The organism is Paraburkholderia youngii (assembly GCF_013366925.1).
Taxonomy (GTDB): domain Bacteria; phylum Pseudomonadota; class Gammaproteobacteria; order Burkholderiales; family Burkholderiaceae; genus Paraburkholderia; species Paraburkholderia youngii.
Map to the genome: position 1 here is coordinate 991,440 of NZ_JAALDK010000001.1, position 25,010 is coordinate 1,016,449.

Annotated in this window: 20 protein-coding genes and 4 pseudogenes; 11 read left to right on the forward strand and 13 right to left on the reverse strand. The window is 63.2% G+C overall.

What is annotated here, in order from left to right; genetic code table 11:
• Positions 1 to 160: 160 nt before the first annotated feature.
• The gene (locus G5S42_RS04640; RefSeq protein WP_176105740.1) at positions 161 to 1,306 is read left to right on the forward strand and encodes a nucleoside hydrolase; all 1,146 of its coding nucleotides are present in this window, start codon (positions 161 to 163) and stop codon (positions 1,304 to 1,306) included.
• Between the two features lie 33 nt (positions 1,307 to 1,339).
• Here G5S42_RS04640 and G5S42_RS04645 read toward each other — a convergent pair whose 3' ends face one another.
• The 3 genes and pseudogenes from G5S42_RS04645 to G5S42_RS04655 form a co-directional block, all read right to left on the reverse strand.
• Positions 1,340 to 2,296 carry a LysR family transcriptional regulator gene (locus tag G5S42_RS04645; protein WP_026228225.1) on the reverse strand — a complete coding sequence of 319 codons (957 nt, stop codon included), beginning with the start codon at positions 2,294 to 2,296 and terminating at the stop codon, positions 1,340 to 1,342.
• Positions 2,293 to 2,571 carry a hypothetical protein gene (locus G5S42_RS04650; protein WP_176105741.1) on the reverse strand — a complete coding sequence of 93 codons (279 nt, stop codon included), beginning with the start codon at positions 2,569 to 2,571 and terminating at the stop codon, positions 2,293 to 2,295. Before G5S42_RS04650 ends, G5S42_RS04645 begins: the two co-directional genes overlap by 4 nt.
• Positions 2,572 to 3,039: 468 nt before the next feature.
• A pseudogene (locus G5S42_RS04655) lies at positions 3,040 to 4,091 on the reverse strand (NAD(P)-dependent alcohol dehydrogenase).
• A 337-nt stretch (positions 4,092 to 4,428) separates the two neighbouring features.
• Between G5S42_RS04655 and G5S42_RS04660 the strand changes: the two are divergent.
• Positions 4,429 to 5,397 (forward strand): AraC family transcriptional regulator, encoded by a 969-nt coding sequence (locus G5S42_RS04660; protein WP_176105742.1) that lies wholly within the window; start codon positions 4,429 to 4,431, stop codon positions 5,395 to 5,397.
• Here the strand turns inward: G5S42_RS04660 and G5S42_RS04665 are convergent.
• Genes G5S42_RS04665 through G5S42_RS04675 form a run of 3 tightly spaced genes read right to left on the reverse strand, consistent with a single transcriptional unit; the run spans position 5,394 to position 7,519 of the window.
• Complete coding sequence (locus G5S42_RS04665; protein ID WP_176105743.1) at positions 5,394 to 6,200, reverse strand: molybdopterin-dependent oxidoreductase; 807 nt, start codon at positions 6,198 to 6,200, stop codon at positions 5,394 to 5,396. The genes G5S42_RS04660 and G5S42_RS04665 overlap by 4 nt on opposite strands.
• On the reverse strand, positions 6,197 to 6,847 hold the full coding sequence (locus G5S42_RS04670; protein WP_176105744.1) for a cytochrome b/b6 domain-containing protein: 651 nt from the start codon (positions 6,845 to 6,847) through the stop codon (positions 6,197 to 6,199). The genes G5S42_RS04665 and G5S42_RS04670 overlap by 4 nt, the downstream gene beginning before the upstream one ends.
• Positions 6,848 to 6,889: 42 nt before the next feature.
• Entirely contained in the window at positions 6,890 to 7,519 is a 630-nt protein-coding gene (locus G5S42_RS04675; protein ID WP_176105745.1) for a DUF5666 domain-containing protein, read from the reverse strand.
• Between the two features lie 247 nt (positions 7,520 to 7,766).
• Between G5S42_RS04675 and G5S42_RS04680 the strand changes: the two are divergent.
• From G5S42_RS04680 to G5S42_RS04690, 3 genes and pseudogenes are all read left to right on the forward strand, one after another.
• A pseudogene (locus G5S42_RS04680) lies at positions 7,767 to 8,436 on the forward strand (heavy metal response regulator transcription factor).
• Positions 8,433 to 9,840: pseudogene (locus G5S42_RS04685) on the forward strand (heavy metal sensor histidine kinase). The pseudogenes G5S42_RS04680 and G5S42_RS04685 overlap by 4 nt, the downstream one beginning before the upstream one ends.
• Before the next feature lie 104 nt (positions 9,841 to 9,944).
• Positions 9,945 to 10,247: a putative quinol monooxygenase gene (locus G5S42_RS04690; RefSeq protein WP_176105746.1), complete on the forward strand. Its 303-nt coding sequence runs from the start codon at positions 9,945 to 9,947 to the stop codon at positions 10,245 to 10,247.
• A gap of 57 nt (positions 10,248 to 10,304) precedes the next feature.
• Here the strand turns inward: G5S42_RS04690 and G5S42_RS04695 are convergent, their stop codons facing one another.
• Both G5S42_RS04695 and G5S42_RS04700 read right to left on the reverse strand, forming a co-directional pair.
• Positions 10,305 to 11,783, reverse strand: coding sequence for a sensor domain-containing diguanylate cyclase (locus G5S42_RS04695; RefSeq protein WP_176105747.1), 1,479 nt, complete (start codon positions 11,781 to 11,783; stop codon positions 10,305 to 10,307).
• 115 nt (positions 11,784 to 11,898) lie between these two features.
• Positions 11,899 to 12,657 (reverse strand): GntR family transcriptional regulator, encoded by a 759-nt coding sequence (locus tag G5S42_RS04700; protein WP_176105748.1) that lies wholly within the window; start codon positions 12,655 to 12,657, stop codon positions 11,899 to 11,901.
• 268 nt (positions 12,658 to 12,925) lie between these two features.
• Between G5S42_RS04700 and G5S42_RS04705 the strand changes: the two genes are divergently transcribed.
• The 3 genes and pseudogenes from G5S42_RS04705 to G5S42_RS44050 form a co-directional block, all read left to right on the forward strand.
• Positions 12,926 to 13,267 carry a UxaA family hydrolase gene (locus G5S42_RS04705; protein WP_217709839.1) on the forward strand — a complete coding sequence of 114 codons (342 nt, stop codon included), beginning with the start codon at positions 12,926 to 12,928 and terminating at the stop codon, positions 13,265 to 13,267.
• Between the two features lie 89 nt (positions 13,268 to 13,356).
• Entirely contained in the window at positions 13,357 to 14,532 is a 1,176-nt protein-coding gene (locus G5S42_RS04710) for a UxaA family hydrolase (RefSeq protein ID WP_176105749.1), read from the forward strand.
• A 171-nt stretch (positions 14,533 to 14,703) separates the two neighbouring features.
• A pseudogene (locus G5S42_RS44050) lies at positions 14,704 to 14,814 on the forward strand (cation:dicarboxylate symporter family transporter); the annotation flags it as partial.
• A 176-nt stretch (positions 14,815 to 14,990) separates the two neighbouring features.
• Here the strand turns inward: G5S42_RS44050 and G5S42_RS04720 are convergent.
• Complete coding sequence (locus G5S42_RS04720) at positions 14,991 to 15,179, reverse strand: hypothetical protein (RefSeq protein ID WP_176104962.1); 189 nt, start codon at positions 15,177 to 15,179, stop codon at positions 14,991 to 14,993.
• Positions 15,180 to 15,438: 259 nt separating this feature from the next.
• Here G5S42_RS04720 and G5S42_RS04725 point away from each other — a divergent pair, with 259 nt between their 5' ends.
• Entirely contained in the window at positions 15,439 to 15,816 is a 378-nt protein-coding gene (locus G5S42_RS04725; RefSeq protein WP_176105750.1) for a hypothetical protein, read from the forward strand.
• 518 nt (positions 15,817 to 16,334) lie between these two features.
• On the opposite strand, the gene G5S42_RS04730 is transcribed toward G5S42_RS04725, so the two are convergent.
• Together G5S42_RS04730 and G5S42_RS04735 are read right to left on the reverse strand one after the other, a co-directional pair.
• Positions 16,335 to 18,920 (reverse strand): adenosylcobalamin-dependent ribonucleoside-diphosphate reductase, encoded by a 2,586-nt coding sequence (locus G5S42_RS04730; protein WP_176105751.1) that lies wholly within the window; start codon positions 18,918 to 18,920, stop codon positions 16,335 to 16,337.
• 274 nt (positions 18,921 to 19,194) lie between these two features.
• On the reverse strand, positions 19,195 to 19,482 hold the full coding sequence (locus G5S42_RS04735) for a DUF3331 domain-containing protein (RefSeq protein WP_013091570.1): 288 nt from the start codon (positions 19,480 to 19,482) through the stop codon (positions 19,195 to 19,197).
• Between the two features lie 343 nt (positions 19,483 to 19,825).
• Between G5S42_RS04735 and G5S42_RS04740 the strand changes: the two genes are divergently transcribed.
• Positions 19,826 to 20,920 (forward strand): AI-2E family transporter, encoded by a 1,095-nt coding sequence (locus G5S42_RS04740; RefSeq protein WP_176105752.1) that lies wholly within the window; start codon positions 19,826 to 19,828, stop codon positions 20,918 to 20,920.
• 7 nt (positions 20,921 to 20,927) lie between these two features.
• Here G5S42_RS04740 and G5S42_RS04745 read toward each other — a convergent pair whose 3' ends face one another.
• Positions 20,928 to 21,800 (reverse strand): alpha/beta hydrolase, encoded by an 873-nt coding sequence (locus tag G5S42_RS04745; RefSeq protein WP_176105753.1) that lies wholly within the window; start codon positions 21,798 to 21,800, stop codon positions 20,928 to 20,930.
• Positions 21,801 to 21,922: 122 nt separating this feature from the next.
• The gene (locus tag G5S42_RS04750; protein ID WP_176105754.1) at positions 21,923 to 23,035 is read right to left on the reverse strand and encodes an OpgC domain-containing protein; all 1,113 of its coding nucleotides are present in this window, start codon (positions 23,033 to 23,035) and stop codon (positions 21,923 to 21,925) included.
• Positions 23,036 to 23,561: 526 nt separating this feature from the next.
• On the opposite strand from G5S42_RS04750, the gene G5S42_RS04755 reads away from it, so the two are divergent.
• A complete protein-coding gene (locus G5S42_RS04755; protein ID WP_176105755.1) occupies positions 23,562 to 24,740 on the forward strand; it encodes a porin in 1,179 nt (392 codons plus the stop codon).
• Positions 24,741 to 25,010 lie beyond the last annotated feature (270 nt).

The window sequence follows — 25,010 nt, forward strand, 5'->3', positions numbered from 1 at the left end:
GACGGCGCGCAATTCGAGGCGGCTCGCGACGTTGCAGTGGCGTCGCGAGCCGCTTTTGCTTGCGCTGTCGTTGTGCGTTGATTGTTCGTCATTCACATGGCTTGCCCCTATGATGGTTTCCTTGTCCGCGTCACTCAGCGGCATTTCAAAGGCGGCATCGATGAGGCGAATTCTCGTGGCATTGATCTGGGCGGCAAGCGTGGCAATCACACTCGATCTCACGGCTTACGCCAGCACCGGTGTCAATGCCCGAAGCGATCCGCCGAAGGTGATCATCGACAGCGACTACAACACGCTCGGCGACGACGGGCAACTCGGCGTGATGGCCGCGCAATTGCAGGCGCAGGGTTCGCTGAAAGTGCTCGGCATTACCGTGGTGTCCGGCAATCAGTGGCTCAAGCAGGGTGTTGCCGATGCGTTGAAATCGGTCGAGCGGCTCGGTGTCGAACAACAGATCGGCGTGTATGCGGGCGCGAATTACGCGCTGTCGCACGACTTCACGACGATCCAGCGGGAACTGAAAGAATTCCCCGGCGGGGACGGTTACATTGGCGCATGGAGCAAGCCCGAGCCGAAATCGGCAAGCGAGCTCGTCGCGCCGCCGGATGGCTTCGCGACGCACACCAAGGTGCGAAGCCAGAGCGCGATCGACTTCATCGTCGAATCGGTGAAGCGCTATCCGGGCGAGGTGACGATCCTCGCAATCGGCCCGCTGACCAACATCGCGTTGGCCACCCGCGAGCACCCCGAAATCGTGCCGCTGATCAAGCAGATCATCTACATGGGCGGCGCGATCGACGTGCCGGGCAATACCACGCCCACTGCCGAGTTCAACTGGTGGTTCGATCCCGAAGCGGCGAAAACAGTGCTGCGTCTGCCGATCAAACAGACGGTGATTCCGCTCGACGTAACGAATACCGTGCAAATGGACAAGGCACTTTACGACCGCATTGCACACGATCCGGCGAAGCAGACCATCATCACGCAACTGTTCAGGACGCTGAACGGTTACGGCTACGACGGCAAGAACGGCTTCGAGACCAATCCGAACTACACGACGAACATTTGGGACACGCTGACGCTCGCGTATCTGATGCATCCGTCGTTCGCGGCGCAGACCGTCGAAGAGTGGGTGGATGTGGATACGAGCTTCGGCGCCAACGATGGCAAGGCAACGGGCTACGCGAGTTCGCCGCCGCCGGGTTTGCAGAAGATGACGGTCGTCAAACGATTTGATAATCCGGCGTTTTTCAATTTCTATGTCGATCTGTTGACGAGGCCCGTGCCGGTGCGGCCGATGGACTAATCAACGCGCGAGCGCCGCGCGCCCGCACCCGCTTTATGCGGGATGCAGGCCGCGCAGCAACTGACGCACGCGCGACAGATCCTGCTCGACGTGGCCGGCCTTCTCGAACAGCTCCGCGAGCCAATCGACGAACGCGCGCACGCGCGGCGACACGCGGCGGTTTTTCACGTACGCGACCGAGACCGGCATCGGCACGGGTTTCCATTGCGGCAGCACTTCATGCAGCAAGCCCGAGTCGAGGTAAGGCTGTGCGGCGATGCGCGCGGGCTGGATCATGCCGAGGCCTTGCAGTCCGCAGGTGAGGTACGCCTGTTCGTCGCTGACCTGCACGAAGCCGTTGAGCTTGACCTTGCGCGCTTCGCCGTCCACTTCGAAATCGAAGTCGCATTCGCGGCCGCTATGCGGCGACACGCAGTTGACCGCGACGTGCGCGCGCAGCTCGTCGAGATCGGCTGGCGTGCCGTGGCGGGCCAGATAGGCTGGACTCGCGCAGGTGACCTGATCGAGCGTGCCGAGTTGGCGCGCGACGAGATTGGAATCGGGCAATTCACCGAGCTGGATGCTGCAGTCGATTGCTTCGGAAACCATATCGACGGTGCGGTTGCTGACGCCGATCGCGAGATCGAGGTTCGGGTAGAGGGCGTGGAACTCGTCTAGCGATGGAAGCACGATTGCGCTTGCTACTGCGCTCGGCATTTCTATGCGCAGGCGGCCGGTCAGGTTGTCGGTCGAGTTGCGGATGCTGGCTTCCATTTCGTCGATGTCGGCCAGTATTTGCGCGCAGCGTTCGTAATAGGCGGCGCCTTCTGGTGTGATGCTCAGGCGGCGCGTGGTGCGGACCAGGAGCGCTGTGCCGAGCAGGGCTTCCAGGTTCTGCACGATCGTCGTCGCCGTTGCGCGGGGAATGTTCAGGGATTCCGCTGCGCGGGTGAAGCTGTTGGTGTCCACGATTCGGATGAATGTGCGCATTGCAGTTATTCTGTCGATCACTGGGATGCTCCAAATGAGGTTTCTCTTTTTTTGCCTGCGGCGGGTGGTTTGTCTTTGTTCTTTGCGGTGTTGGCCTTTCCTTGATTTGTTGTCGGTTTATTAGCGTTGCCCCTGTGCGGGGCGGCACCTACTTTCTTTGCTGCTGCAAAGAAAGTAGGCAAAGAAGACAGCTCAAACCGCTTTCTTAAGCGGGCACCGTGCCCCACAAGCGGCAGTGGTGCATCTGGAATCCGTGCCCCCGCACATTCGACGGCAGTGACAAAGCCGTCATCCATCCCACTCCGCACTACGTGCGTCGCGGACCGGTATACAGGGGAAACCAGTGTGTTTTTTTGTGTTAGTGGGGCCATCGGCTGCGCTCGGCGACAAGCCAAAACAACCGATGGTTTGAGAACAGTGCTTCGGCGCGCGCAGCGCCGCCGGAGGTATGACAGCCTTGTCACTAACGCGGAATGTGCGAGGTGACAGATTCCAGATGCACCACTAGCTCAGGCAGACCGAGGAACCCGCTTATGAGCTTGCGGTTTGAGCTGTCTTCTTTGCCTACTTTCTTTGCAGCAGCAAAGAAAGTAGGTGCCGCCCCGCACAGGGGCAACGCTAATAGACCGACAACAAATCAAGGAAAGGCCAACACCCTAAGAACACAGAAAAAAAGAGCGAAGGCAAAAAAACACAACAACAAAACAGAACCCCGCGCCGCGGGCGCAAAAAAAACCACCCGCTGCGCGGCAAACAAGCAGCTATTACTTCCGCAACGAATCCATATCAATCACAAACCTGTACTTCACATCGCTCTTGAGAATCCGCTCATAAGCCTCATTGATCTTCTGCATCGGAATCATTTCAATATCCGAAGTAATGCCATGGTCCCCGCAGAAATCGAGCATTTCCTGCGTTTCCGCAATACCGCCAATCAGCGAACCAGCAAGGCGCCGCCGCTTGAAGATCAGATTGAACACCTGCGGCGACGGATGATCGTGCTCCGGCGCACCAACCAGGGTCATCGTCGCATCGCGCTTCAGCAGATTCAAAAACGGATTGAGATCATGCTGTGCAGCCACCGTATTGAGAATGAAATCGAAGCTATTCACATGCGCTTCCATCTCCTGCGGATTCTTCGAAACAACAACTTCATGCGCGCCAAGCCGCTTCGCATCCTCGATCTTCGACGGCGACGTCGTAAACAGCACGACATGCGCGCCCATCGCCCGAGCCAGCTTCACACCCATATGGCCGAGTCCGCCGAGGCCGACAATCCCGACCTTCTTGCCGGGCCCACGCCCCACGTGCGCAGCGGCGAATACGTGGTGATGCCCGCGCACAGCAGCGGCGCGACACCCGCGGGGTCGAGATTCTGCGGCACGCGCAGCGTGAAAGCTTCGTCGACGACCAGTTGCGTCGAATAGCCACCGTACGTGATCTGTCCGTCGACGCGATCGACACCGTTGTACGTGCCCACCCAGCCGTTCTCGCAATACTGCTCGAGACCTTCCGCGCAGCTCGAACAGGTGCGGCACGAATCGACCAGACAGCCGACCGCGACCAGTTCTCCGACCTTGTACTTCGTTACGTTCGGACCGACCGCGGTCACGCGGCCCACGATTTCGTGGCCCGGCACAACCGGGTAGATGGTGTTCTTCCATTCGTTGCGCGCCTGATGCAGGTCGGAATGGCACACGCCGCAGTACAGCACTTCCATCTGCACGTCATGGGCGCGCGGTGCGCGGCGCTGGAATTCAAACGGGGCGAGCGGCGTGGTGGCGTCGGTCGCTGCATAGGCATACGTCGTGCTCATGGGTAGCTCCAGCAAAGAGGGTGATGGCGCAACATGCGACGCGCCGGCGATGCGCAACACTGGGTTGCGGATGCGGCGGGCCGCAGCATGAACCGGAGTCGGGGAGCGTGCATAGGTGGCCAACATCAGCGTCCAGCAGAATGATGGTGGCCAATTACCGCGCACGCTGCGCGCGGCGAAAAGGGCGATCCGGCAGGGTTCCCATCTTAGGAGTCCGACACCCACCGGGGAATACCTGATTGTCTTGAAGGTTTGCCTAAAACTCTGGAGGAGCAGCGCGATACACTGTTTGGTGCTAAATTCCAGGCATTATTCTCCTGGCTGTCACCATATCGTCATGTCCACTCAAGCTCTCGATTCCGTTACGAACGATGCGGCGCAGCGCCGCGTGCTCGAACTGTTCAATCTGCTCGCGCCGAATGCCGGCATTACGCGTTCGAGCCTCGAAGGCGTCGACCTGCTGCGCGCGAATCAGCCGATGGCGCGCAGGCCGGTGATGTACGAGCCGAGTATCGTGATCGTCTGCCAGGGACGCAAGCGCGGCTTTATCGGCGATCAGGTGTTCCAGTACGACGCGCAGCAGTACCTGGTGTTGTCGGTGCCGTTGCCGTTCGAATGCGAGACCGAAGCAAGCGAACAGGAGCCTTTTCTCGGCATTTCCGTGCGCGTCGATCTGACGATGGTCGCCGAGTTGCTGATGGCGCTCAACGAGACCCAGGGTATCGCGCAGCACGAACCGGCCGGCATCTACTCGACCCCGCTCGATCCCGCGCTGAGCGGCGCAGTGAAGCGTCTGATGGAAGCACTCGCATCGCCGCTCGATGCGCGCATCCTCGCCCCTGGCATCGTGCGGGAAATCTGTTATCGCGTGTTGACCGGCGAGCAGGGCGGCGCGATTCGCGCGGCGCTCACGCACCAGAATCACTTTGGCCGCATCGCCAAGGCGCTGCGGCGCATTCATGCGGACTACCACGGCTCGCTCGATGTCGATACGCTCGCGGCCGAGGCCGGCATGAGCCTCGCGGTGTTTCACGCGCAGTTCAAGGCGGTGACCGCGACGTCGCCGATGCAGTACGTGAAGACCACGCGTCTGCATCACGCGCGTCTGATGATGGTGCAGGATGGCTTGAATGCCGGCGCGGCCGCCGCGCGGGTCGGGTACGAAAGCGCGTCGCAGTTCAGCCGTGAGTTCAAGCGGCTATTCGGCCTGAGTCCCGTCGACGAGGTCAAGCGCATGCGCGCCGCTCACGATGCGCCGCTGCCGCGCGCGCACAAGCCGGTGCCGCGTTACGTGACCGCGGTCTAAAGTCCGCTGAACCAGTTGTAGCCCTGATCTTCCCAATAGCCGCCGGGGTTCGTGTCGGTGACGAAGATCGCGGCGATATGCTTCGGGTTCTTGAAGCCGAGCTTGGTCGGCACGCGCAGCTTCAGCGGATAACCGTATTTGGCCGGCAGCGGCGCGTTGCGGAAAGCGAGCGTCAATTGTGTTTGCGGATGCAGCGCGGTCGCCATGTCGAGGCTCGAGTAATAGCGGTCCGCGCATTTGAAGCCCACGTAGCGCGCGCTCAGATCGGCGCCGATCAGTTCGAGAAACGTGCGAAACGGCACACCGCTCCATTGTCCGATCGCGCTCCATCCCTCGATGCACACGTGGCGCGTGATCTGCGAAACCTGCGGCAATTTGCGCAGCTGCTCGAGACTCCAGCTGCGCTTGTCCGCGACGAGCCCCGACACTTCGAGCCGAAAGCTCGAGCCGTCGATATCGGGTGCATCGAACTCGGGATAGAACGCGTTGAAAGGAAAAGGGTCGGCGATATCGCGCGCGGCATAGGTCGGCGCTAGCTTGTTGCGATTGAAGAGCCACGCCTGCACGCGATCGTTCCAGCGCGACATCGCCCACAGCACTTTGTCCACTGAATCGTTGTCCTGCAGGTTGCAGCCGGACAGCATCGCGAGCGCGCCAATCGATAGCGAGGAGCGCAGAAATAAGCGGCGTTGCAATTGCTCGATTTGCGGCCGGTGCTCGGCAAGCACGATGCGTGAGCGGCGCGCGTCGTCTGTATTGGCGTGCGTATCGTTCGCCGTGTCGGTTCGTTGCGGGGCGCTCATGCGCGAGTCCTCCGAGGGGCTTGATCGATCCGATGCGTGCGGTGCCGGGCGCGTCCAGTGAACATCGGCGGCAACGTGCACGGCACCAGCAGCACCAGCAGCAGATGCACGACGACGAAGCCGACCACGCCGGCCATCGCGACGAAATGCACGCGCCGCGCAAAATCGAAGCCGCCGAACAGCGCGGTCAGCCACGAGAACTGCACCGGCTTCCAGATCGACAGTCCCGATGCGACGAGCAGCACCCCGAGCAGCAGCACCAGCAGATACAGCGCGCGCTGCACCGCGTTGTACCGGCCGGTCTCGTGCGGCAGTCTGAAGCGCAACGCGAGCGCCGCATCGCGCGCCACGTCGCGGGCACGCACCGGCAGCAGCTTGCGACGCAAATGGCCGCTCGCGACGCCGTACGCGAAATACAGCAGCCCGTTCACGCACAGCAGCCACATCGCCGCGAAGTGCCATGCGATCGAGCCGCCGAGCCATCCGCCGACCGTCGCCCATACGGGAAACCGGAACGGAAAGATCGGCGACGCGTTATAGATTGCCCATCCGCTCATCACCATGCAGACCATCGCGAACGCGTTGATCCAGTGCGTCACGCGAACGAAGAGAGGATGAACGATCAGAGCTGCTTGCGAGTCGGGCATTGGCTTCAAAGACGAGAGGAGGAAGACGAACGAAGTGCCGCGTTACATCGGCGGCGTCACGCCATGCTCACCGGCCGAAATGAAATTCGCCGCCATCGAGCCGTCCGCCTCCTTGTGCGCAAACAGCACGACCTTCGCGCCGGGCGTCAGCAGCGCGCGGCTGCCAGGCTCCAGACTGACGATGGGCACGTCCTGCGGAATCACGATCTTCTTCTCGCCGTCCTTATACTTGACGGTGATCGTGCGGCCGTTGCTGACCACCAGCGAGCCGACCGTGCCGTTCGTCATCGTGCTGTTCGCGCCGAGATCCCACGGTCGATGACCTTCGCCCGAGCCGCGCATGCTCGGCGGGAACACGTGCACTTCGAGCGCTTTCAGCGTGCCGTCGGACTGCGGAATCGCGGCGGTGCCGACATAGCTGTCCGGCTTGATGTCGGTGACGTTCGCGAGCGTGACGCCGCGAATCGGCGTGTCGGCGGCGAGCTTCACGTCGACGTCCTGGCCGTCGCGCGTGTGGACTTTGAGCAGATCGCCCGACAGCGACGTGACCGTGCCGCGCACGCCGGTCGGCACGGCAGTCTGGGCCGAAGCCCCGAACGTCGTCGCGAACAGCGCGGCGGCGAGTGCGGGGACGGCGAGGGCGCGCAGCGTGCGTGCGCGGACAGTGTTCATGCGGGTCTTCATCAGGCAACTCCAGGAAAGGGATGCAGCGTGGTGGATGGTGCTGTCAGACTAGCCGCCACATCGGCTCATCAAGGTGACGGGAGGATGACAAAAACGTCATCAATGGCCGACGGCGGCCACGTAGAATGGCCGCCGGGGGAGCGTCGCAGGTTTTTTCGAGCGCTCCCGTCAGGCGTTTATTGCGCGCGCGAGCGCGGCCTTGCGGGTCGAATCGTGCGCAGGAGCGGCGAGCATCATGAGCATTCTGGTTATCGAAGACGATCCGAAAACCGGCGACTATCTGAAGAAGGGCTTGCGCGAGAATGGCTACGCGGTAGACCTCGCGCGCACCGGCACGGACGGCCTTCACCTGGCGCTCGGGCACGACTACGAACTCGTGGTGCTCGACGTGATGCTGCCCGGCATCGATGGTTGGGAAATCATGCGGGCGTTGCGCGCGCGACGCGATTTGCGGGTGATCTTCCTGACCGCGCGCGATCAGGTCAGCGACCGCATTCGCGGTCTGGAACTCGGCGCCGACGACTATCTGGTCAAGCCGTTCTCGTTTACCGAGTTGGCTGCGCATTCGCACGCTGTTGCGCCGTGGGGTGATCCGTGAAAGCGACGTGTTCGAAGTCGCCGACTTGAAGCTCGACGTATTGCGCCGCCGGGTCACGCGCGAGGGCGTCGACATTCCGCTGACCAACAAGGAGTTCATGCTGCTGCATCTACTGGTGCGCCGCGAGGGCGAAGCGCTGTCGCGTTCGCAGATCGCGTCGGAAGTGTGGGACATGAATTTCGATAGCGACACCAACGTGGTCGACGTGGCGATCAAGCGCCTGCGCGCGAAGGTCGATCACCCGTTCGAGAAGAAGCTGATTCACACGGTGCGCAGCATCGGCTACGCGTTCGGCGACGGCGCATGAGACTCTGGACCGAACGCTCGCTGATCGCGCGCACCACGTTGCTGTTCGCGCTGATCGCCTGCGCGGTGATCGGTTCGCTCGGCGCGTATTTCTATCATTCCGCCGAAGTCGCGCTGCAACGCCGCGCCGATGTCGTGCTGAGCGGCCGCGTCGAGCATTTCAGCCGCATCGTGCACGACCTTTACTCGGTCAGCGAATTGAAGAAGCGTCCGCTGCTGTTCGAGACGATGCTCGGCGCGGAGGAGGACGTGCTGATCTTCCGGCGGCCAGGCGAAGTCCCGTTCGTCGACGTGAATCCGGGCGGCCTCGCGGTGCCTGATTTGCCGCTCGCCCCGGCAGGTGATCCGCCGCGCGCCACCGACGTCCGTCGGACGCACCTTGCCGACGGCGTGCCGGTGCATTGGGCGATCGCGACCGCGACAGCGCGCGAGGATGGCACCGAAGTCGAGGTGATCGCCGGCCATCCGATGACACATGAAATGCGCATGCTGGCCGAGTACCGCAACCGCATCGTGCTGGCGACGCTGAGCGGCATGCTGGCTGCGACGCTGCTCGCTTACTGCGTGCTGCGCCGCGCGCTGCGCGCTGCGACCGGTGCGCGAGATCGCCACCCGCGCCGCGCAAATCAGCCCGACGAATCTGACGGTGCGGCTCGACGATCAAGCGGCGCCGGTGGAACTGCGTCAACTCACGCACGCGTTCAACGCGATGCTCGATCGTCTCGCCGACGGCTATCAACGCCTGCAGCAGTTTTCCGCCGATCTCGCACACGAGATTCGCACACCAGTCGGCGCGCTGGTCGGCCAGACCCAGGTGGCGCTCGCGCAGCCGCGCGAACCCGACGAGTATCAGCAACTGCTCGAATCGAATCTGGAGGAGCTGAATCGCCTGAGCCATATCGCGGAGAACATTCTGTTTCTCGCGCATGCGGATCATGCGGCGTTGTCGATCGAGCGGCAGCCGGTCGATCTGCGTGGCGAGCTCGTCAGAATCGCCGACTATTTCGAAGGCCTGGCCGACGAACGCGGCATGCGTTTCGAAGTCGACGCGGCAGGCATCGCGTCGGCCAATCCGATGCTGTGCCGCCGCGCGATCAACAATCTGGCCGTCAATGCGGTGCGTTACGGCGCGGGCGGCACGATCGTGCGCCTGCGCGGCGAGCAAGACCAGGCGGGCGCGCTGGTGACGGTCGAGAACGAGGGCGAGCCGATTCCGGCCGCGCAACTCGACCGGCTGTTCGATCGCTTCTATCGCGGCGACGCGGCGCGCAGCGCGTTCACGGAATCGAACGGACTCGGGCTCGCGATCGTGAAGGCGATCATGCATCTGCATGGCGGCAGCGCGCGCGTGGTGTGTCCGCTGCCGGGCGTGGTGCGTTTCGAGCTGCGCTTTCCGGGCGCGTGACTTGTTCGCGGCGTAGGTCCGGCGCCGCGTCAGACGCCGCCGCCTATACTTTTCAAAGCGCTTTGAAAGGATCGTTCGCTGCCGACCTCACCAGGAGTCGCATCATGGTCAAGCTCGCTTTGTATGTCCGTCTGGAAGCCAAGCCCGGCAAGGAAAAGGAAGTCGAGGCGTTTCTGCTCGGCGGCCTGCCGCTCGTCGAGCAGGAACCGGCCACCGCAGCGTGGTTCGGTCTGAAACTCGGTCCGTCGATCTACGCCATTTTCGATGCGTTCGACGATGAAGCCGGCCGCGACGCGCATCTGAACGGCAAGGTCGCGGCCGCGTTGGTGGAGAAGGCGGCCGAGCTGTTCGCGTCGCCGCCGAGCATCGTCAGGCTGGATGTGCTGGCAGCCAAGCTGCCGGGCTGAGTGAGCTCGAGCGTCGAGCGTTGCGCCGACGCGGCGAACGCCTGACGCCCTCGGCCGTTACTTCGCCGGCGCGTCCGCGCCCGGCTGCGCGTCGTAGTGCGCGCGCTTTTCCTCATACATCAGCAGATCGGCGCGCTGCACGCCCGCTTCCAGCCGATCGCCGCGCTGGCAGGTCGCCGCGCCCATCGAGAAGCTCAGCGGCGAGCCCGGATAGAACTGGTTGTTCATCTCGACCAGCTGGCGAATCGCGTCGATCATCGCCGCGCCACCGCGCTCGTCGGTATCGGGCATCAGGATCGCGAACTCGTCGCCGCCGATCCGCGCCGCGTGGAACGGCGACTCCATCGCCTTCGCGAGTACTTCGCCAGCCCGCCGCAGCAGCGCGTCGCCGGCCGCGTGGCCGAGCTGATCGTTCACCCGCTTCAGGCCGTTCAGGTCGGCCATGATGATCGTGACGGGCCACGGTCCCTTGCGTTCCAGCCGGTTCAGTTCGTCGACGTAGAACGAGCGGTTGCGCAGCTTGGTCAGCACGTCGTGCTTGCCGAGGAATTCCAGGTAGGCCTCGGCCTTCTTGCGCGCGGTGATATCGGTCAGCGCGACGAGCACGAGATCCCAGTCCCGCTCGTGGCCGGGCAGCACCGAGAATTGCAGGTGTACGTGAACCTCGTTGCCGTCGAGTGAATAGTTGAGCACCTCGCGCTGCTGGAACAGCTTGTTGTCCCACAGGTCGATCAGCTGCTCGCGGAAATGCGGGCGCATCTCGTCGCGGAACACGTCGGCGAGGCGCGCCAGCAGCGTCTTCTTGTCCTTCGCGCCGAACATACCCAGCGTGTGGTGGTTGACGTCGAGCACATGGATTTCCGCCATGCAGCGTTCGACGAACTCGGGATGGACGTCGGTAAACACCCGGAAATCGTTGATGCCGGCCGCGCGCGCGCCGTCGAGCAGGCGTTTGACCGCGCTGAAATCTTCGACCCACAGCGATACCGGCGAATGTTCGAAGAGCCCGCGCGCGTATTCTTCCGCTTCCGCGACACGGCGCCGCGCGCCTTCGAGCTCGGTGATGTCTTCGGTCGACACCAGCACGCGGTCCCAGCGTTGCTCGTGACCGGGCAGCACCGCACCCTTGAGCAGCACGTCGAGCCGCCGTCCGCCGAGCGTGTAGTTGACCGTGTGGCTCGTGAAGTTCGATTGTCCGGCCCAGAGCTGGCACAGCTCCTCGAGGTGCGTTTTCAGCATGTCGTCACGGAACACCGACGCGAGGTTGCTCGTCAGCGTGTCGAAATCGGCGGCCTCGAATTGCGTGAGCGTCTGCCGATTGACCTTGATCACGCGGATGCGGTGAGCGCATTCCGCAACGCGGCGCGGGTCTGCGGCGAAATGGGCGCGCAGATCGGTCACGCCCGCGGCTCGCCATTCATCGAACAACGCGCGCACGCCGCTGAAATCTTCGAGCCACAGCGACACCGGCGCGAGTTCGAACATTCCGGAGTCGTCGTTGATGGGCGCGGCGCCGCCCGTGAGGGTATCCAGCATGAGGTTCTCGGATTCGGAAGTGCGGCTATTTTAGACAGGTTGGCGCCGGCCGAAAATGAAAGACGATTGGCCTGTCGTTTTTGCGCAGATGGGCCTGGCGAGTGACGGTGGTCCGCTATTTCTGATCGTCGCGCGCCGCGCGCGTGCCGATGTACTCGTACTCCTCGGTATTGAGCCGCGAAATGCGCAGTTCCACCGCGCTGCGGTGATACGAGTACGCGATGCGCCGAATCTCGAGCAGCGGCGCGCCGACATCGACGCCAAGCTGCGCGCTTTCGAGCTCATTGGCGAGCGCAACGCTCACACGCTCATCGGTCTCGACCACGTTGATGCCGAAACCGTCCTGATAGAAGTTGTACAGCGTGTTCGGCCGGTTGCGCAGCTTGCTTTCGGTCAAGCCGGGAAACAGCGCTTCGGGCACGGTGATATGTTCGATCAGCACGGTCTTGCCGTGCAGCGCGAGCCCGTTGACGAACTGCAGCACGCGCGCGCCGGTCTCGATACCGAGCGCGGCGGCCGCCTCGCGCGACGCTCGCGCCTTCTTGAACCCGATCAGCGTGACGACCGGGTAGGCCTTGTCGCCGTCGCGCCGCACGATGCGAAAGAAGCGGAAGAAGTGCCGGTCGCGCTGATGCATCGCCACGAAGGTGCCGAGCCCCTGATGACGGATCAGAATGTTCTCGGCGCACAGTTCGTCGATGGCTTTGCGCAGCGTGCCGATCGACACGCCGAAGCGTTCGGCAAGGCGCTTTTCCGAAGGAATGCATTCGCCGCCTTTCCATTCGCCGGCCGCGAGCGCCGCGAGAATCGCGCTCTTGACCTCCTTGTACCGTGTGGCGCCCACTGCGGGCGCGTTGATCGCGAGCGTGCTCATGAAAACCTCTGGGATACGCGAGTCGTAGCTCGCCTGCGTTGAACCTGGCCTGATTCTAAACGACCAGGTCATCTAATACATCTGGATGAATCGTATGTTGTCGGCGATTCGCGACAGCGGCATGGGTCTTCATTCAGTCCTCTAACACATATATATGACCTAGTTGACATTGAGTAAGTGGACGCCTAGTATCGATTCACCGCGGCGCACCTGACTGCGCTGCCCCGGCGGCACCCTCACCGCATTCAAACTACGAATGGAGACGCTCATGAGCAATCCCACGGCAGACATCAACGACACCGCAGCGGGCGCGTCGGCGCCACGCAGAACGATCCACATTGTGCTGCACGAGGCGAAAGACACGGTCGGCGTGGCGGTGGTCGAGGGCATCAAGGCGGGCATGCAGCTCAACGCATGGATCATGGACGACGACGCAATCGTCACCGTGCCGGCGAAGCAGGACATTCCGATCGGTCACAAGGTCGCGCTGAAGGACATGGCCGTCGGCGACACGGTGTTCAAGTACGGCGTCGACATCGGCAAGGTGGTCGCGCCGATCAAGGCCGGCGAGCACGCGCACGTGCACAACATCAAGACGAAGCGCTGGTAAGCAACGCGCGCAATTGCTGCCTGTTTTGCCGCATCCCGCTTCGCGGCATCGGGCCGCCCCTCACTGGCAACCCGAACGAGAGAGAAACCATGAGCGTGATTGACCTGGATACCACTTTCCGCGGCTATCGTCGCGACAACGGCCGCGTGGGCGTACGCAACCACGTGATCATCCTGCCGGTCGACGACCTGTCCAATGCCGCGGCACAGGCGGTCGAACACAACATCAAGGGGGCCATGGCGCTGCCGCATCCGTATGGGCGGCTGCAATTCGGCGCCGACCTCGAACTGCATTTCCGCACGCTGATCGGCGCGGGCAGCAATCCGAACGTCGCGGCGGTGGTCGTGATCGGGATCGAGGAGGGCTGGACCAAGCGCGTCGTCGACGGTATTGCGAAAACCGGCAAGCCGGTGGTGGGCTTCGGCATCGAACTGCATGGCGATCACGACACGATCATGCGCGCGTCGAAGGCCGCGAAGGAAATGGTGCAGTACGCGACCTCGCTCGATCGCGAGGCGTGCCCGATCTCGGAGCTATGGGTGTCGACCAAGTGCGGCGAGTCGGACACCACGTCGGGCTGCGGCTCGAACCCGACCGTCGGCAATGCGTTCGACAAACTCTACGGCCTCGGCACCACGCTCCTATTCGGCGAGACCTCGGAGCTCACGGGCGGCGAGCAGATCGTCGCCGCGCGCTGCGCGAACGAGGGCGTGCGCGAGCGCTTCCAGTTCATGTTCGACCGCTACCAGGACATGATCAACCGCTGGAAAACCGATGACCTGTCCGAGTCGCAGCCGACCAAGGGCAATATCGCGGGCGGCCTGACGACGATCGAGGAAAAGGCGCTCGGCAACATCCAGAAGATCGGCAAGAAGTGCATGGTCGATGGCGTGCTGGACAAAGCCGAGGAGCCGACGCATTCGGGACTGTGGTTCATGGATTCGTCATCGGCCGCGGCCGAGATGGTGACCTTGTGCGCGGCATCGGGCTTCGTCGTGCATTTCTTCCCGACGGGACAAGGCAACGTGATCGGCAATCCGATCGTGCCGGTCATCAAGATCTGCGCGAATCCGCGCACGGTCCGCACGATGGGCGAGCATATCGACGTGGATGTGACCGGCATTCTGCAGCGTGAGCAGAACCTCGACCAGAGCGGCGACAAACTGCTCCAATGCATGATGGCGACGATCAACGGCCGTTTCACCGCAGCCGAAGCGCTCGGTCATCGCGAGTTCGTCCTGACGCGTCTGTTCGAAAGCGCCTGACACGGGCGGCTTGGCCGCCGCGGCGAGCCGCACGGCTCGCGCGCCGCGGTCCCCACCTTCCCGGCGCATGCCGGCACGGAGAAGCGGCCAACGATGCCCCCGTGACCGGCAGCTCATGCGGCAGTGGCGCCGGCTCGACATCTGGCAGCAGCGAGTGGAGGAGACACCATCTTGCGCGTGCTCAAACATCTCTACGTGCAGGTCCTGATCGGACTTGCGGCTGGCATTCTCGTCGGTCATTTCGCGCCCGTGTTCGGCGTGCAGATGAAACCGCTCGGCGACTGTGTGTGCGGGCGCTTTTAGTACTCTACAAAACCGAAATGACCCTGAGAGAACTCACTCTTTCGGCAAGCCAATCGTTATAGAAGAAGTCGGTGGGATTGTAGGGCATTGCAATCAGGCAGCGCAGGTGGTGGCGAAACTCCAGATGTCTCCGTAGATTGGTCGCGTTTGGGCAATCACCTCTTCAGCATGGCCTCGCGGGCTTCCCGAACCTGACGGGCGGCCTCGATGTCAGTAAGACGCTGTGCTTCCTGCTGCAGGCCATTGAGTGTGACGCCGTCGCGCAGGAAGTTGCTGGCACCTTCGAGCACCGCGCGCACGCACGCAACGGTGCGGATTCCTGTTTCGTCCAACTTGATGATCATCCCGTGACGATCAACACCCTCAGGTGTTCCCTGGCAACCGGAGCACGATGCCGCTCGTATCAGGGTCAACATCGGCTGAAAACGCGTCCCACCCCGGTATGAAGAAGCAATGGCGCATGTTTGATTCTAATGGCTCGGCAGCGGTTGACATAGACTTTGATTCCCACCACGGGCAGCCTAATCCGCATGCACATAACTGGGATGGCAACGTGCGCGATCAAGGTTGGCCCGTTTCAATTCTCCCTTAGTGAGGCAAACTGTGACAGATATTGACGCAACGCTCCACGCGTATGATTACTTCCATGACTGGCATGTCGAAAGCATCGTGCTACAAAATGAATCTGACTTGACTTGTCCTGACACATTGATTCTGGGTCTCAAACTCGGTGCGCGTCGAGTCACAGCCACCTTTCAAGGAGTGACCCGTCTAGGGCTCGAGAACGGCGGTACAGTCAATATCGTGCTGTCGATGGAGAGGGCACGGCCGAACACGCAAGTTGAAGCACTTGCACGCAATCTGTTGAAGTGCTCATTGCCGGGTAAAAGAACAGCTCAACACATTGTCTATCTGCATCCGACTGCCGGCTTTGCGATCGCTATAGAGTTCGATTTGTTCATCATCCGGGAACATGCATAGTGGAGACGAATATGCCGCCCCTCACAAGTCGTTTTTTTTTGTGCCTCTCTCTTCGGCCGCTTCTACAATCAACCCGCCATGCCGGAGACATGCGCCGCCCACTCTTCCTTCATCGGGCAGCGCTGTTCGAGCAGGTCAGTCTTGTGATAGGCCACATCAACCTTGTTCGCAACCATATGCGAGCGCGCCCACTCGACAAAATTCCAGTTAAATCTTTAGTCCCCGTCATAACCATAAAATGAGCGAACCAGATACCGAAACGACAAGCCCAAAAGAGCTTGCTGCCGAATCCATCGTACAACGCGGCCCGATGCGGCAGGGCAACTATCCTGCACGTCGTCGAGCCAAAATCCTGCATTGATCTCGGCGAGGGGAACAGCAGGCGCATCGTTTTAGCCCGGGTCGACGCGGCGGCTGAATGCGACCTTTTCGGACCTCACGGCCTAGATTAGTTGCCACGGTCGCTTTGCGACCTTACGGGAATACTCACATCCACGCCGCTCGCTCCTCACCTCCCGCTACCCGCACGCCCCCACCTCCCCGCACGCGGTACAAAAATCGCAGCCATCCTTGCGAATCACCGCATTCGCGCCACACGAAGCGCATTTGCGTCCGAGCATCGTGTGCAGCCCTTGCGTGCCGTTCGGCTGCAGCAACGCGTCGGCGCTATCCGCCGGATTCGGGCGCAGGCCGAAATCGGCGGACAGCGCCAAGTCCGTTTTCATTTGTCCGCGCGGCAAACGCGCAAGCATCCGCGATGCGACCTGATTGCCCTCGGCGTCGAGAAAGCCGCGTCGATACAGGATCTGCTGGATCGCGAACGCGAGCGCCGCCACTTCGGAATCGTGCCAGCGCGGCGCGCGATGACCGTCGAGCCGCTGCACGTCGCCAAGCCGCACCTGGCCGCGATCCCACGACACCTTGCGCATATCCTGCAGATTGCGCGCGACGAAGCCGCCGCGCGCGGCCAGCGACAGCGAACGCATCGTCGCGGTGATCCATTGCTGCGACTCGTCGCGCTGACCGACCGGAATGAAGAATTCGATTGGCCGCTCGATCGTCACGTCCTCGCCGCCGAGCCGCCCCGTCACCTCGATGAACGACACTGCGACATACAGCGACTTCTTGCCGGCCTGCGTCAGATACTCGACCTTCTCGATGATTGCCGGCAATTCGCCCCTCGGCCGATGATCGATCGCGATACGCAGCGGGTCCTGATCCATCTCGGCGAGCGTGTCGTCGGCCTGCGCGGACGACACGCTCAGCACCGCGCCGAGCGTGTCGTTCGGGCGATAGGTGGCAAGGCCTTTCAGCCCGCTTTTCCATGCATCGAAGTAGAGGCTTTCGAACGCGTCGAACGGATAGTCGGCGGGCACGTTGACGGTCTTCGAGATCGATGTGTCGACGTACGGCTGCACGGCCGCCATCATGTCGAGATGGTCGCGCGCGGACATCTGCAGCGCGCTGACGAAATAGTCGGGCAGGCTGGTCACATCGCCGCCGAGCTCGCGATAAAGCCGGTATGCGTAGTCCTCGACGTCGAACGATTCGCGGCCGCCGTCGGCCATCACCTTCATGCGCGTATAGGTCCACGAGAACGCCGGCTCGATGCCGTTCGACGCGTTGTCCGCGAACGCGAGGCTCACGGTGCCGGTCGGCGCGATCGACAGCAGGTGGCTGTTGCGGATGCCGTCGCGGCGGATCGCCTGTTTGATGTCGTCGGGCAGACGCGATGCGAAGGTGCCGGCTTCCAGATAGCGCGCGGCGTCGAACAGCTCGAACGCGCCGCGCTCCTTCGCGAGTTCGACCGACGCGCGATACGCTTCGTCGCGCATCAAGCGCGCGATGCGTACCGCGAAATCGCGGCCTTCCTGCGAGTTGTAGCGCAGGCCCATCATCACCAGCGTATCGCCGAGGCCGGTGAAGCCGACGCCGATGCGCCGCTTCGCGCGCGATTCGGCGTATTGCTCGGGCAGCGGCCACAGCGTGACGTCGAGCACGTCGTCGAGAAAGCGCACCTGCGTGCGGGTGCGGCGTCCGAGGCCGTCCCAGTCGAACGATGGCTGGCGCCCCTGCATCTGCGCGAACGGATCGACGACGAAGCGCGTCAGATTGAGCGGTCCGAGGTTGCAGCAGCCGTAGGCGGGCAGCGGCTGCTCGCCGCACGGATTGGTCGCGCGGATCGTTTCGACCGCGCGCAGATTGTTGTCCTCGTTCATCCGCGAGATGAACACGATGCCGGGCTCGGCGACGTCGTACGTCGAGCGCATGATGCGGTCCCAGATCGCGCGCGCTGGACGTTCGCTATAGACCCACAGGCCGTCATCGCGCTGCCGCACGTCGCCGGCCGCGCGCAGCGCCGGCGACGGCTCGGCGCGATGGACCAGTTGCCACGGCTCGTCGTTCTCGACCGCGCGCATGAATTCGTCGGTGACGCCGACCGACACGTTGAAGTTGTTCCAGCGCCCCTTCGAATGCTTGGCCTCGATGAATTCGAGCAGGTCCGGATGGTTGCAGTCGAGCACCGCCATCTGCGCGCCGCGCCGCGAGCCCGCGCTTTCGACGGTGCGGCACGATGCGTCGAACACGTCCATGTAGCTGCACGGACCCGAGGCGGCCGAGCTGGTCGTGTGAACCCGCGCGCCCTTCGGCCGGATCGCGGAGAAGTTGTAGCCGACGCCGCCGCCGCGGCGCATCGTTTCGGCCGCCTGCAGCAGCGCGACGTAGATGCCCGGCAAACCCTGTTCATCGACGCCCTGAATCGAATCGCCGACCGGCTGCACGAAGCAGTTGATCAGCGTCGCGGCGATGCCGCTGCCCGCCGCGCTCATGATGCGGCCCGCGCCGAGCGCGCCGTGGCGCATATTGTCGAAGAACTGTTCCTCGACCGACGCGCGCAACTCGGGCGGCTCGGCCTCGGCGACGCCGCGCGCGACGCGGCGATACACGTCGTCAGCGGATTGCTCGTCGCCCTTCGCATACTTTTCGAGCAGCACGTCGAGCGAGAACTGCTGCGGCGGGATCAGCGAAGCGGGAGGAGCGGAGGAAGCGGGAGGCGTGGAAGCGGCGGTGGCCGCGCGGGTTTGCGGCGTGTCTTCTGCCATGATCGGCCCTCAAACGGCGTCGCGGCGGGCGCGGCGCGGTGGTGGAAGGCGCGCAGCCGGCGCCGGATAGCGAGCCGGCAGTCGGGCGGGCGCAACGAGTCCACCTTAACGCACGAGGCGCGGGGCGGCAACCGTGAGCGGGGGCAGCGCGGCGGCGGATCATGCGATGCCGCGGCGGCCGGGCACACGGTCGTTAAGGGGCGCATGGGCGGTAGGGAGACAGACGGGGTTGAAACTCGCGCTCCGGCCGCGGTAGTCGGGAACGTTCCGTGCGTCAGGCCGCTTCGAGCAGCGGTTCGAGAATTTCCGCGCAGATCATCGCGGACGCATTCGATGGCGCCGGGCGCTCGGCCGGCTTGAACACCGGGTCACCGCGGCGGATCTTGCGGCGCGACACCGCGCAGGTGCCAGACGAATGCGCCGAGCGGCGGCGCCAGCGCTGTTCACCGTAGTGGCAGCGGCCCGGCTCGACCCAGCGGATCACCAGCGTCGTGTCGGAGCTCTCCAGAATTTCGATGCGTACGCCATTGCTACCGTCGAGGGGGATGGACTCCAGGGTCATCATCGACTCCGTATTGTGGAGTGCCGAATTTAGTCCCGTGCGCGCCGGATAGCCATTGTGTCATCGTTGAAACACCGTTCCGGAATTAGCAATAATCACACTTGACATTTGCGACTTGCTGAAATGACGGGCGTTACAAGCATTTTTATGTGATTTTTTAATAATGCACATTTTTGCAACGCTGTGTTGCATATCGCGCGACGAGGAGGGCCGCCGGGAAAAGGGCGGCAACGCTTCCTTTAAGATGTTGGGTGTCGGGCGGCGAACTGAGCCGTCAGTGTAGCGGGTTTGAATTTTTCAGGTCGGCTCGTGCGCACACTGTTCAAAAAACACCAGAGTTCACATGATTCCACGCCCTCCCGCCGTCCCGCCCAACTCTCCCGAACCGTCGTCCGTCGCCGTCGAGCGCCAGAAAAAGCAGAGGGCCGCGTCGGTCGTGCTCTATATCGGGCTCGTGCTGCTCGCATTGTGGGTGGTGCGCGATTTCATCGTGGTGGTGGCGTGGGCGGCGGTCGTCGCGATTGCGCTGTGGCCGCTGCTGCACAAGGTGGCGGGGAGCCGCTGGTTCAGGGGACGCACGACCCTGCTCGCGACCGTCTTCACGCTGGTGATTGCCGTGCTCGTGCTGCTGCCGCTCGGGCTCGGCATCGCGCAGGCGCTGCGCGAGGCGCATGAACTGAACGAATGGTTCCGCAGCGCGCAGGAGAACGGCATCCCGCTGCCGGACTTCATCAACCGTCTGCCGTTCGGCGTGCAGCAGATCAGCTCGTGGTGGCAGGCCAATCTCGCTCAGCCGCTGCGCGACTCGGCGGCGATGAAAGGCTTGCACAGCGAAACGGTGATGACGCTCGGCCGGCATTTCGGCGCTCGCGCCGCGCATGCGGCGATGGTGTTCGCGTTCATGCTGGTCACACTGTTCGTGATTTTTCAGGCGGGGCCGCGCCTGTCCGGCTCGTTGCTGAAGGCCGCGCGACGCGGTTTCGGCGATAGCGGCGCGGACCTCGTCGCGCATATGGGGACCGCGGTGCGCGCCACCGTGTCGGGCTTGATCGTGGTCGGCGTCGGCGAGGGCCTGCTGCTTGGCGTCGCGTACTTCGTGACCGGCGTGCCGCATGCGGCGCTGCTCGGCTTCGTGACGGCGATCGCCGCGATGCTGCCGTTCTGCGCGCCGATCGTGTTCGGTCTCGCGGCGCTGTGGCTGCTCGTGCAGGGCTCGATGGTCGCAGCGGCCGGGCTGCTGATATTCGGCGCGGTCGTCGTGTTCGTCGCCGAGCACTTCGTGCGGCCGGTGCTGATCGGCAACTCGACGCGCCTGCCGTTTCTGCTGGTGCTGTTCGGCATTCTCGGCGGCGCCGAGACGTTCGGGCTGCTGGGGATTTTCATCGGCCCCGCGTTGATGACGGTGCTGATGGTGCTGTGGACCGATCTCGTGGAGTAGCGCCGGCTCAAGGCCGCTGATTCGACGGATGCTCCAGCGCCGGCGGCTTCACGCAGCCGAGCGTGTATTTGAGCGCGGCTGGCAACAGCGCGCTCCATACGTCCCACGTGTGGCCGCCGTCGATGATCCGCAGCGCCGCCGGATTGCCCGCCAGCCGCAGACGGGTGTACAGCATCGACGCGTCGGCCTGGATGTCGAGGTCGTCGTCGCCGGATGCGATGAACATCGGCAGGCGATACGGCTGGCTCATATAGCGGTCCCACTGCGCCGGGTAGTTGAGCTCGTGCCAGATGCGCGGATCGAACTGGTGCTCGCCGAACACGCCGACCCGCCGCGCCGCCGACGCGCGCGGCGGCTCGTTCGCGTAGATCGCGGGACTCAGCAGCAGCGCGCCGCAAAACATCTCGGGCTGCGTCAGCGCGTAGCGCAGCGCGCCGAAGCCGCCCATCGATACGCCGCCGATCATCCGGCCGCCGCGCTGCGTCGCGACCGCGTAGTGCGTTTCGATCTCGGGCAGCAGATCGCCGAAGAACGCGCTCTCCATCTTTTCCTTGCGGTCGACGTACCAGTCCGTGCCGCCTTGCGGCATCACGATCACGACCGGTGCAATCTCCTTGCGCTCGATCAGCGTGTCGGCGGCACTCTGCAGATGACCTTGCGCGAGCCAGTCGTTGGCGTCGCCGTTATTGCCGTGCAGCAGGTAGAGCACCGGCAGGCGCGGACCGTCCGCGCGATAGCCGGCCGGCAGGTAGATCGTGTAGTTCCAGTCGCGGCCGAGCGCATCGGAATGGAAGCTGCGGCTCGCGAGCGTGCTCGCGAACGCGGGCGCGCCGACGGCGGAGGCAAGCAGTGCGAGGGCGAAACAGAGGAATCGACGCATGTCAGTGAGGATGGCCGGCTGGCGCGGGATTCGCGCGCGGCCGTCATCCTATCAGCATTGGCGCCAGATTTGAGATGGGAAGTGGCGGACAGGCGGACGGCGCTTTATGCGCGCAAGGTTCTTCAGCCCGAGGTCCGCAGCCGCCCGTCAACGAACCGCGCGACGAAGCGCTTCAGCGGCTTCACGCCCAGCGCGACGGCAAACAGCGCGCCAACCGCGGCCGCATCGGCGAGCAGTCCGAGCGGATAGTTCAGGTAACCATCGGTCGCCGCGTAGAGCACCGAGTCGATCACCAGCGAAATCACCGCGCCGGCAATGAAGCACAGCAAGCCCTGACGGCCGATCAAGCCGACCCACGGCAGCCGCCCCGCGACCTTCTTCGCCCAGCCGAGCTCGATCAGATTGGCGACGAGCCACGCGATCGCGAGGAAGTTGCCCGCGCGCAGATAGGACAGATTCTGCTTGAGGCTTCCGGGAAGGGGCGCGTGCAGCAGAACCAGCTTGTAGTAGGCGGCGCCCACGACCACCGCGAACGCCAGCACGCTGACGAGCCAGCCGGATCGATGCGCGCGGGTTCGCTGATACACCGGCTGGCAGCGCGCGAGCACGCCGAGCACGAACAACAGTTGCCACGCGAACGGGTTGAAGTCCCAGTGCATGTCGGGCGCGGCGGGCAGGTACTTGTTGATCGCCGGCGCGCCGGCCCACAGCGCGACGCTGCCGGCGACCAGCAGCCACGGCTTGCTGCGCGCGAGCGGCAGGATTGCGGGGACCAGCAGCGCGAAGAAAGCGTACATCGGCAGCACCGACGCGAGGTACGGCTGGCGGCGCAGCAGCACGATGTCGCGCAGTGCGGCGAGCGGCGTGTCGATCAGGTCGTCGAGATCGGTCGTGGCGAGATTCGGCCCGTCGATGCTGAATGCGGTGAGCACCGCGCTGACCAGCAGCATCAGCCCGGCGGTGACGAGAAACGCGCGATAGATCTCGAACGAGCGGCGCACGAAGCGGCCGCGCGCGACCGTCTCGTTGCGCCGCTCGGCGAGCGTCGCATAGGCGGTGGCGGTCGCGAAGCCGCCGAGGAACACGAACACTTCGGCGGCATCGCACAGCGCGTACGCATGCAGCGTCACGCGCGACAGAATGCTGCCGCCGATGTGATCGACCACGATGATCAGCAGAACCAGTCCGCGGAAAAAGTCCAGTTCGATCAGGCGGGAGGAGGGCTTGTCAGGCATTGTTCGAGTCAAAAGCAGCCCCGTGCGACGGCGCGCTGATCCAGCGCGGCGGGCGTCTCACAAGGCTTTCTAATATGGGATTGGGTGCTGCGGCGGGAAGGCGATCCGGGTTGGCGTCGCCTGTGGTCCGCGTCGCCGACTTCGGCCGCCATTTCTAGGTGGCGGGTGAGCGGGCTGTAAAGAGGACCTGCGCTGCGGCATCGAGTTCCGTTGCATGGCAGCAGAGGCAGGGGATTATATTTCTTTTCATGACAATCACGCAGTGAGACCGGCAGCCGCGGCTGCCGTTTACCTGAACCGACCTTACGAAAAAAGAGGAAACAACGCGCAGTGGAGAATTAGCAACATTCCCGATGCTTGGCGCATCCACTCATGGACGGCCGGACGATGTCATGTGAGGATTTCTGGAAAGCGCAGCCATTGGAGCAGTCCTCAGAACTGCTGGGAAAGTGATGAGAATAAAAAGCAAAGAGAACAAAGCGGCCGGATCGAGTTGTCCTATCACTCGAGGTGCAGGGAGATCATCATGAACAAGCAAGTGTTCGCGCTGGCTGTCTCCGTTGCTGCGTCTTCCGTTCTTGCCGTGCCTGCCGTCGCGCAGACTAGCGTCACGCTGTATGGCGTGATCGACGAAGGCATCAACTACACGAACAATGTCGGCCACGGCCATGTTTATGAACTCGCCAGCGGCCTTGCACAGGGGAGCCGCTGGGGCCTGAAGGGCGCCGAGGATCTCGGGGGTGGACTGAAGGCGATCTTCCAGCTCGAGAATGGTTTCGATCTGAATTCCGGGCGGCTCGGGCAGGGCGGCCGCCTGTTCGGCCGCCAGGCTTTCGTCGGACTCAGTTCGCAGGCGTACGGCACCCTAACGTTTGGCCGACAATACGATTCGGTCGTCGATTATCTGGCGCAGACAACGGCCAACGGCAATTGGGGCGGTCAACTGTTCTCGCATCCGTACGACAACGACAACACCGACAACACGTTCCGCCTGAACAACACCGTCAAGTACGCGAGCCCGTCGATCTCGGGCTTCCAGTTTGGCGGCACCTACAGCTTCAGCAACGACACGAGCTTCGCCAACAATCGCGCGTACAGTTTCGGCGGCCAGTACACGTATGGCGGGCTGCTGGTCGCGGCGGCCTATCTGCAGGCCGACAATCCTGGCGGCAGTGCGAACGGCGCGGTCGCCACGAACGACGCCGGCTTCGTCGCGACGCGCATGCGCGTGTTCGGCGGCGGCATCACCTATACGTTCGGACCGGCGACGGCGGGCTTCGTCTACAGCAACTCGAACTATCTGGAGCCGACCGCAAACGGTTATCTCGGCATCGAGCCGTTAGTTCCACTCGTGCCCGTCACGCCGCCGGGCGTGCTGCTGAACTCGCTCAAGTACCAGAACTTCGAGATCAACGGCAAGTACCAGATTTCGCCGGTGCTGTTCGTCGGCGCGCAGTACGTGTACACGATGGAAACCTACGACGCATCGAACGGCGGCGTGAAGCCGCGCATCCATACGTTCGGGCTGATGGCCGACTACAACCTGTCCAAGCGCACCGACGTCTATCTGCAGGGCGCCTATCAACAGGTCGCCGGCGATTCCACACTGTCGATCCTCGATTTCGCATTCATCCCCGGCACGCAGTCGCCGTCGTCGACGTCGAAGCAGGTCGTCGTGCGCGCGGCGATCCGGCATAAGTTCTAGTTCGTTGCTCGTCGAACGCGGATCGGCCAGCCTTCGAATTTCGAAGGCTGGCTTTTTGTGCTCTCCGCCTCGACCGATGACTATTCAAGTTCCCCCCGCATCTGCCGATAAGCCGAAGGTCAACGAGTCTGAACGCGCCGCGGCGAAGCGGCGATGTGTGCGTCGTTGATGTGCCGAAACACGTGCCGTCGTAACGCGGAAACACGGCTCGTAACGTCTGTATCAGAGTGTGTGGCGCGGCGCGTTTTTATTAAACGGCACTTTAGAATT

Bases quoted from the DNA above. Each gene is read 5' to 3' on its own strand.
- G5S42_RS04660 (WP_176105742.1), top strand. From the start codon at position 4,429: ATGTCCACTCAAGCTCTCGATTCCGTTACGAACGATGCGGCGCAGCGC.
- G5S42_RS04705 (WP_217709839.1), top strand. From the start codon at position 12,926: ATGAGCAATCCCACGGCAGACATCAACGACACCGCAGCGGGCGCGTCG.
- G5S42_RS04695 (WP_176105747.1), bottom strand. From the start codon at position 11,783: ATGCTGGATACCCTCACGGGCGGCGCCGCGCCCATCAACGACGACTCC.
- G5S42_RS04690 (WP_176105746.1), top strand. From the start codon at position 9,945: ATGGTCAAGCTCGCTTTGTATGTCCGTCTGGAAGCCAAGCCCGGCAAG.
- G5S42_RS04640 (WP_176105740.1), top strand. From the start codon at position 161: ATGAGGCGAATTCTCGTGGCATTGATCTGGGCGGCAAGCGTGGCAATC.
- G5S42_RS04730 (WP_176105751.1), bottom strand. From the start codon at position 18,920: ATGGCAGAAGACACGCCGCAAACCCGCGCGGCCACCGCCGCTTCCACG.
- G5S42_RS04650 (WP_176105741.1), bottom strand. From the start codon at position 2,571: ATGGATGACGGCTTTGTCACTGCCGTCGAATGTGCGGGGGCACGGATT.
- G5S42_RS04720 (WP_176104962.1), bottom strand. From the start codon at position 15,179: ATGATCATCAAGTTGGACGAAACAGGAATCCGCACCGTTGCGTGCGTG.
- G5S42_RS04665 (WP_176105743.1), bottom strand. From the start codon at position 6,200: ATGAGCGCCCCGCAACGAACCGACACGGCGAACGATACGCACGCCAAT.
- G5S42_RS04740 (WP_176105752.1), top strand. From the start codon at position 19,826: ATGATTCCACGCCCTCCCGCCGTCCCGCCCAACTCTCCCGAACCGTCG.
- G5S42_RS04700 (WP_176105748.1), bottom strand. From the start codon at position 12,657: ATGAGCACGCTCGCGATCAACGCGCCCGCAGTGGGCGCCACACGGTAC.
- G5S42_RS04755 (WP_176105755.1), top strand. From the start codon at position 23,562: ATGAACAAGCAAGTGTTCGCGCTGGCTGTCTCCGTTGCTGCGTCTTCC.
- G5S42_RS04670 (WP_176105744.1), bottom strand. From the start codon at position 6,847: ATGCCCGACTCGCAAGCAGCTCTGATCGTTCATCCTCTCTTCGTTCGC.
- G5S42_RS04735 (WP_013091570.1), bottom strand. From the start codon at position 19,482: ATGACCCTGGAGTCCATCCCCCTCGACGGTAGCAATGGCGTACGCATC.
- G5S42_RS04750 (WP_176105754.1), bottom strand. From the start codon at position 23,035: ATGCCTGACAAGCCCTCCTCCCGCCTGATCGAACTGGACTTTTTCCGC.
- G5S42_RS04745 (WP_176105753.1), bottom strand. From the start codon at position 21,800: ATGCGTCGATTCCTCTGTTTCGCCCTCGCACTGCTTGCCTCCGCCGTC.
- G5S42_RS04675 (WP_176105745.1), bottom strand. From the start codon at position 7,519: ATGAACACTGTCCGCGCACGCACGCTGCGCGCCCTCGCCGTCCCCGCA.
- G5S42_RS04710 (WP_176105749.1), top strand. From the start codon at position 13,357: ATGAGCGTGATTGACCTGGATACCACTTTCCGCGGCTATCGTCGCGAC.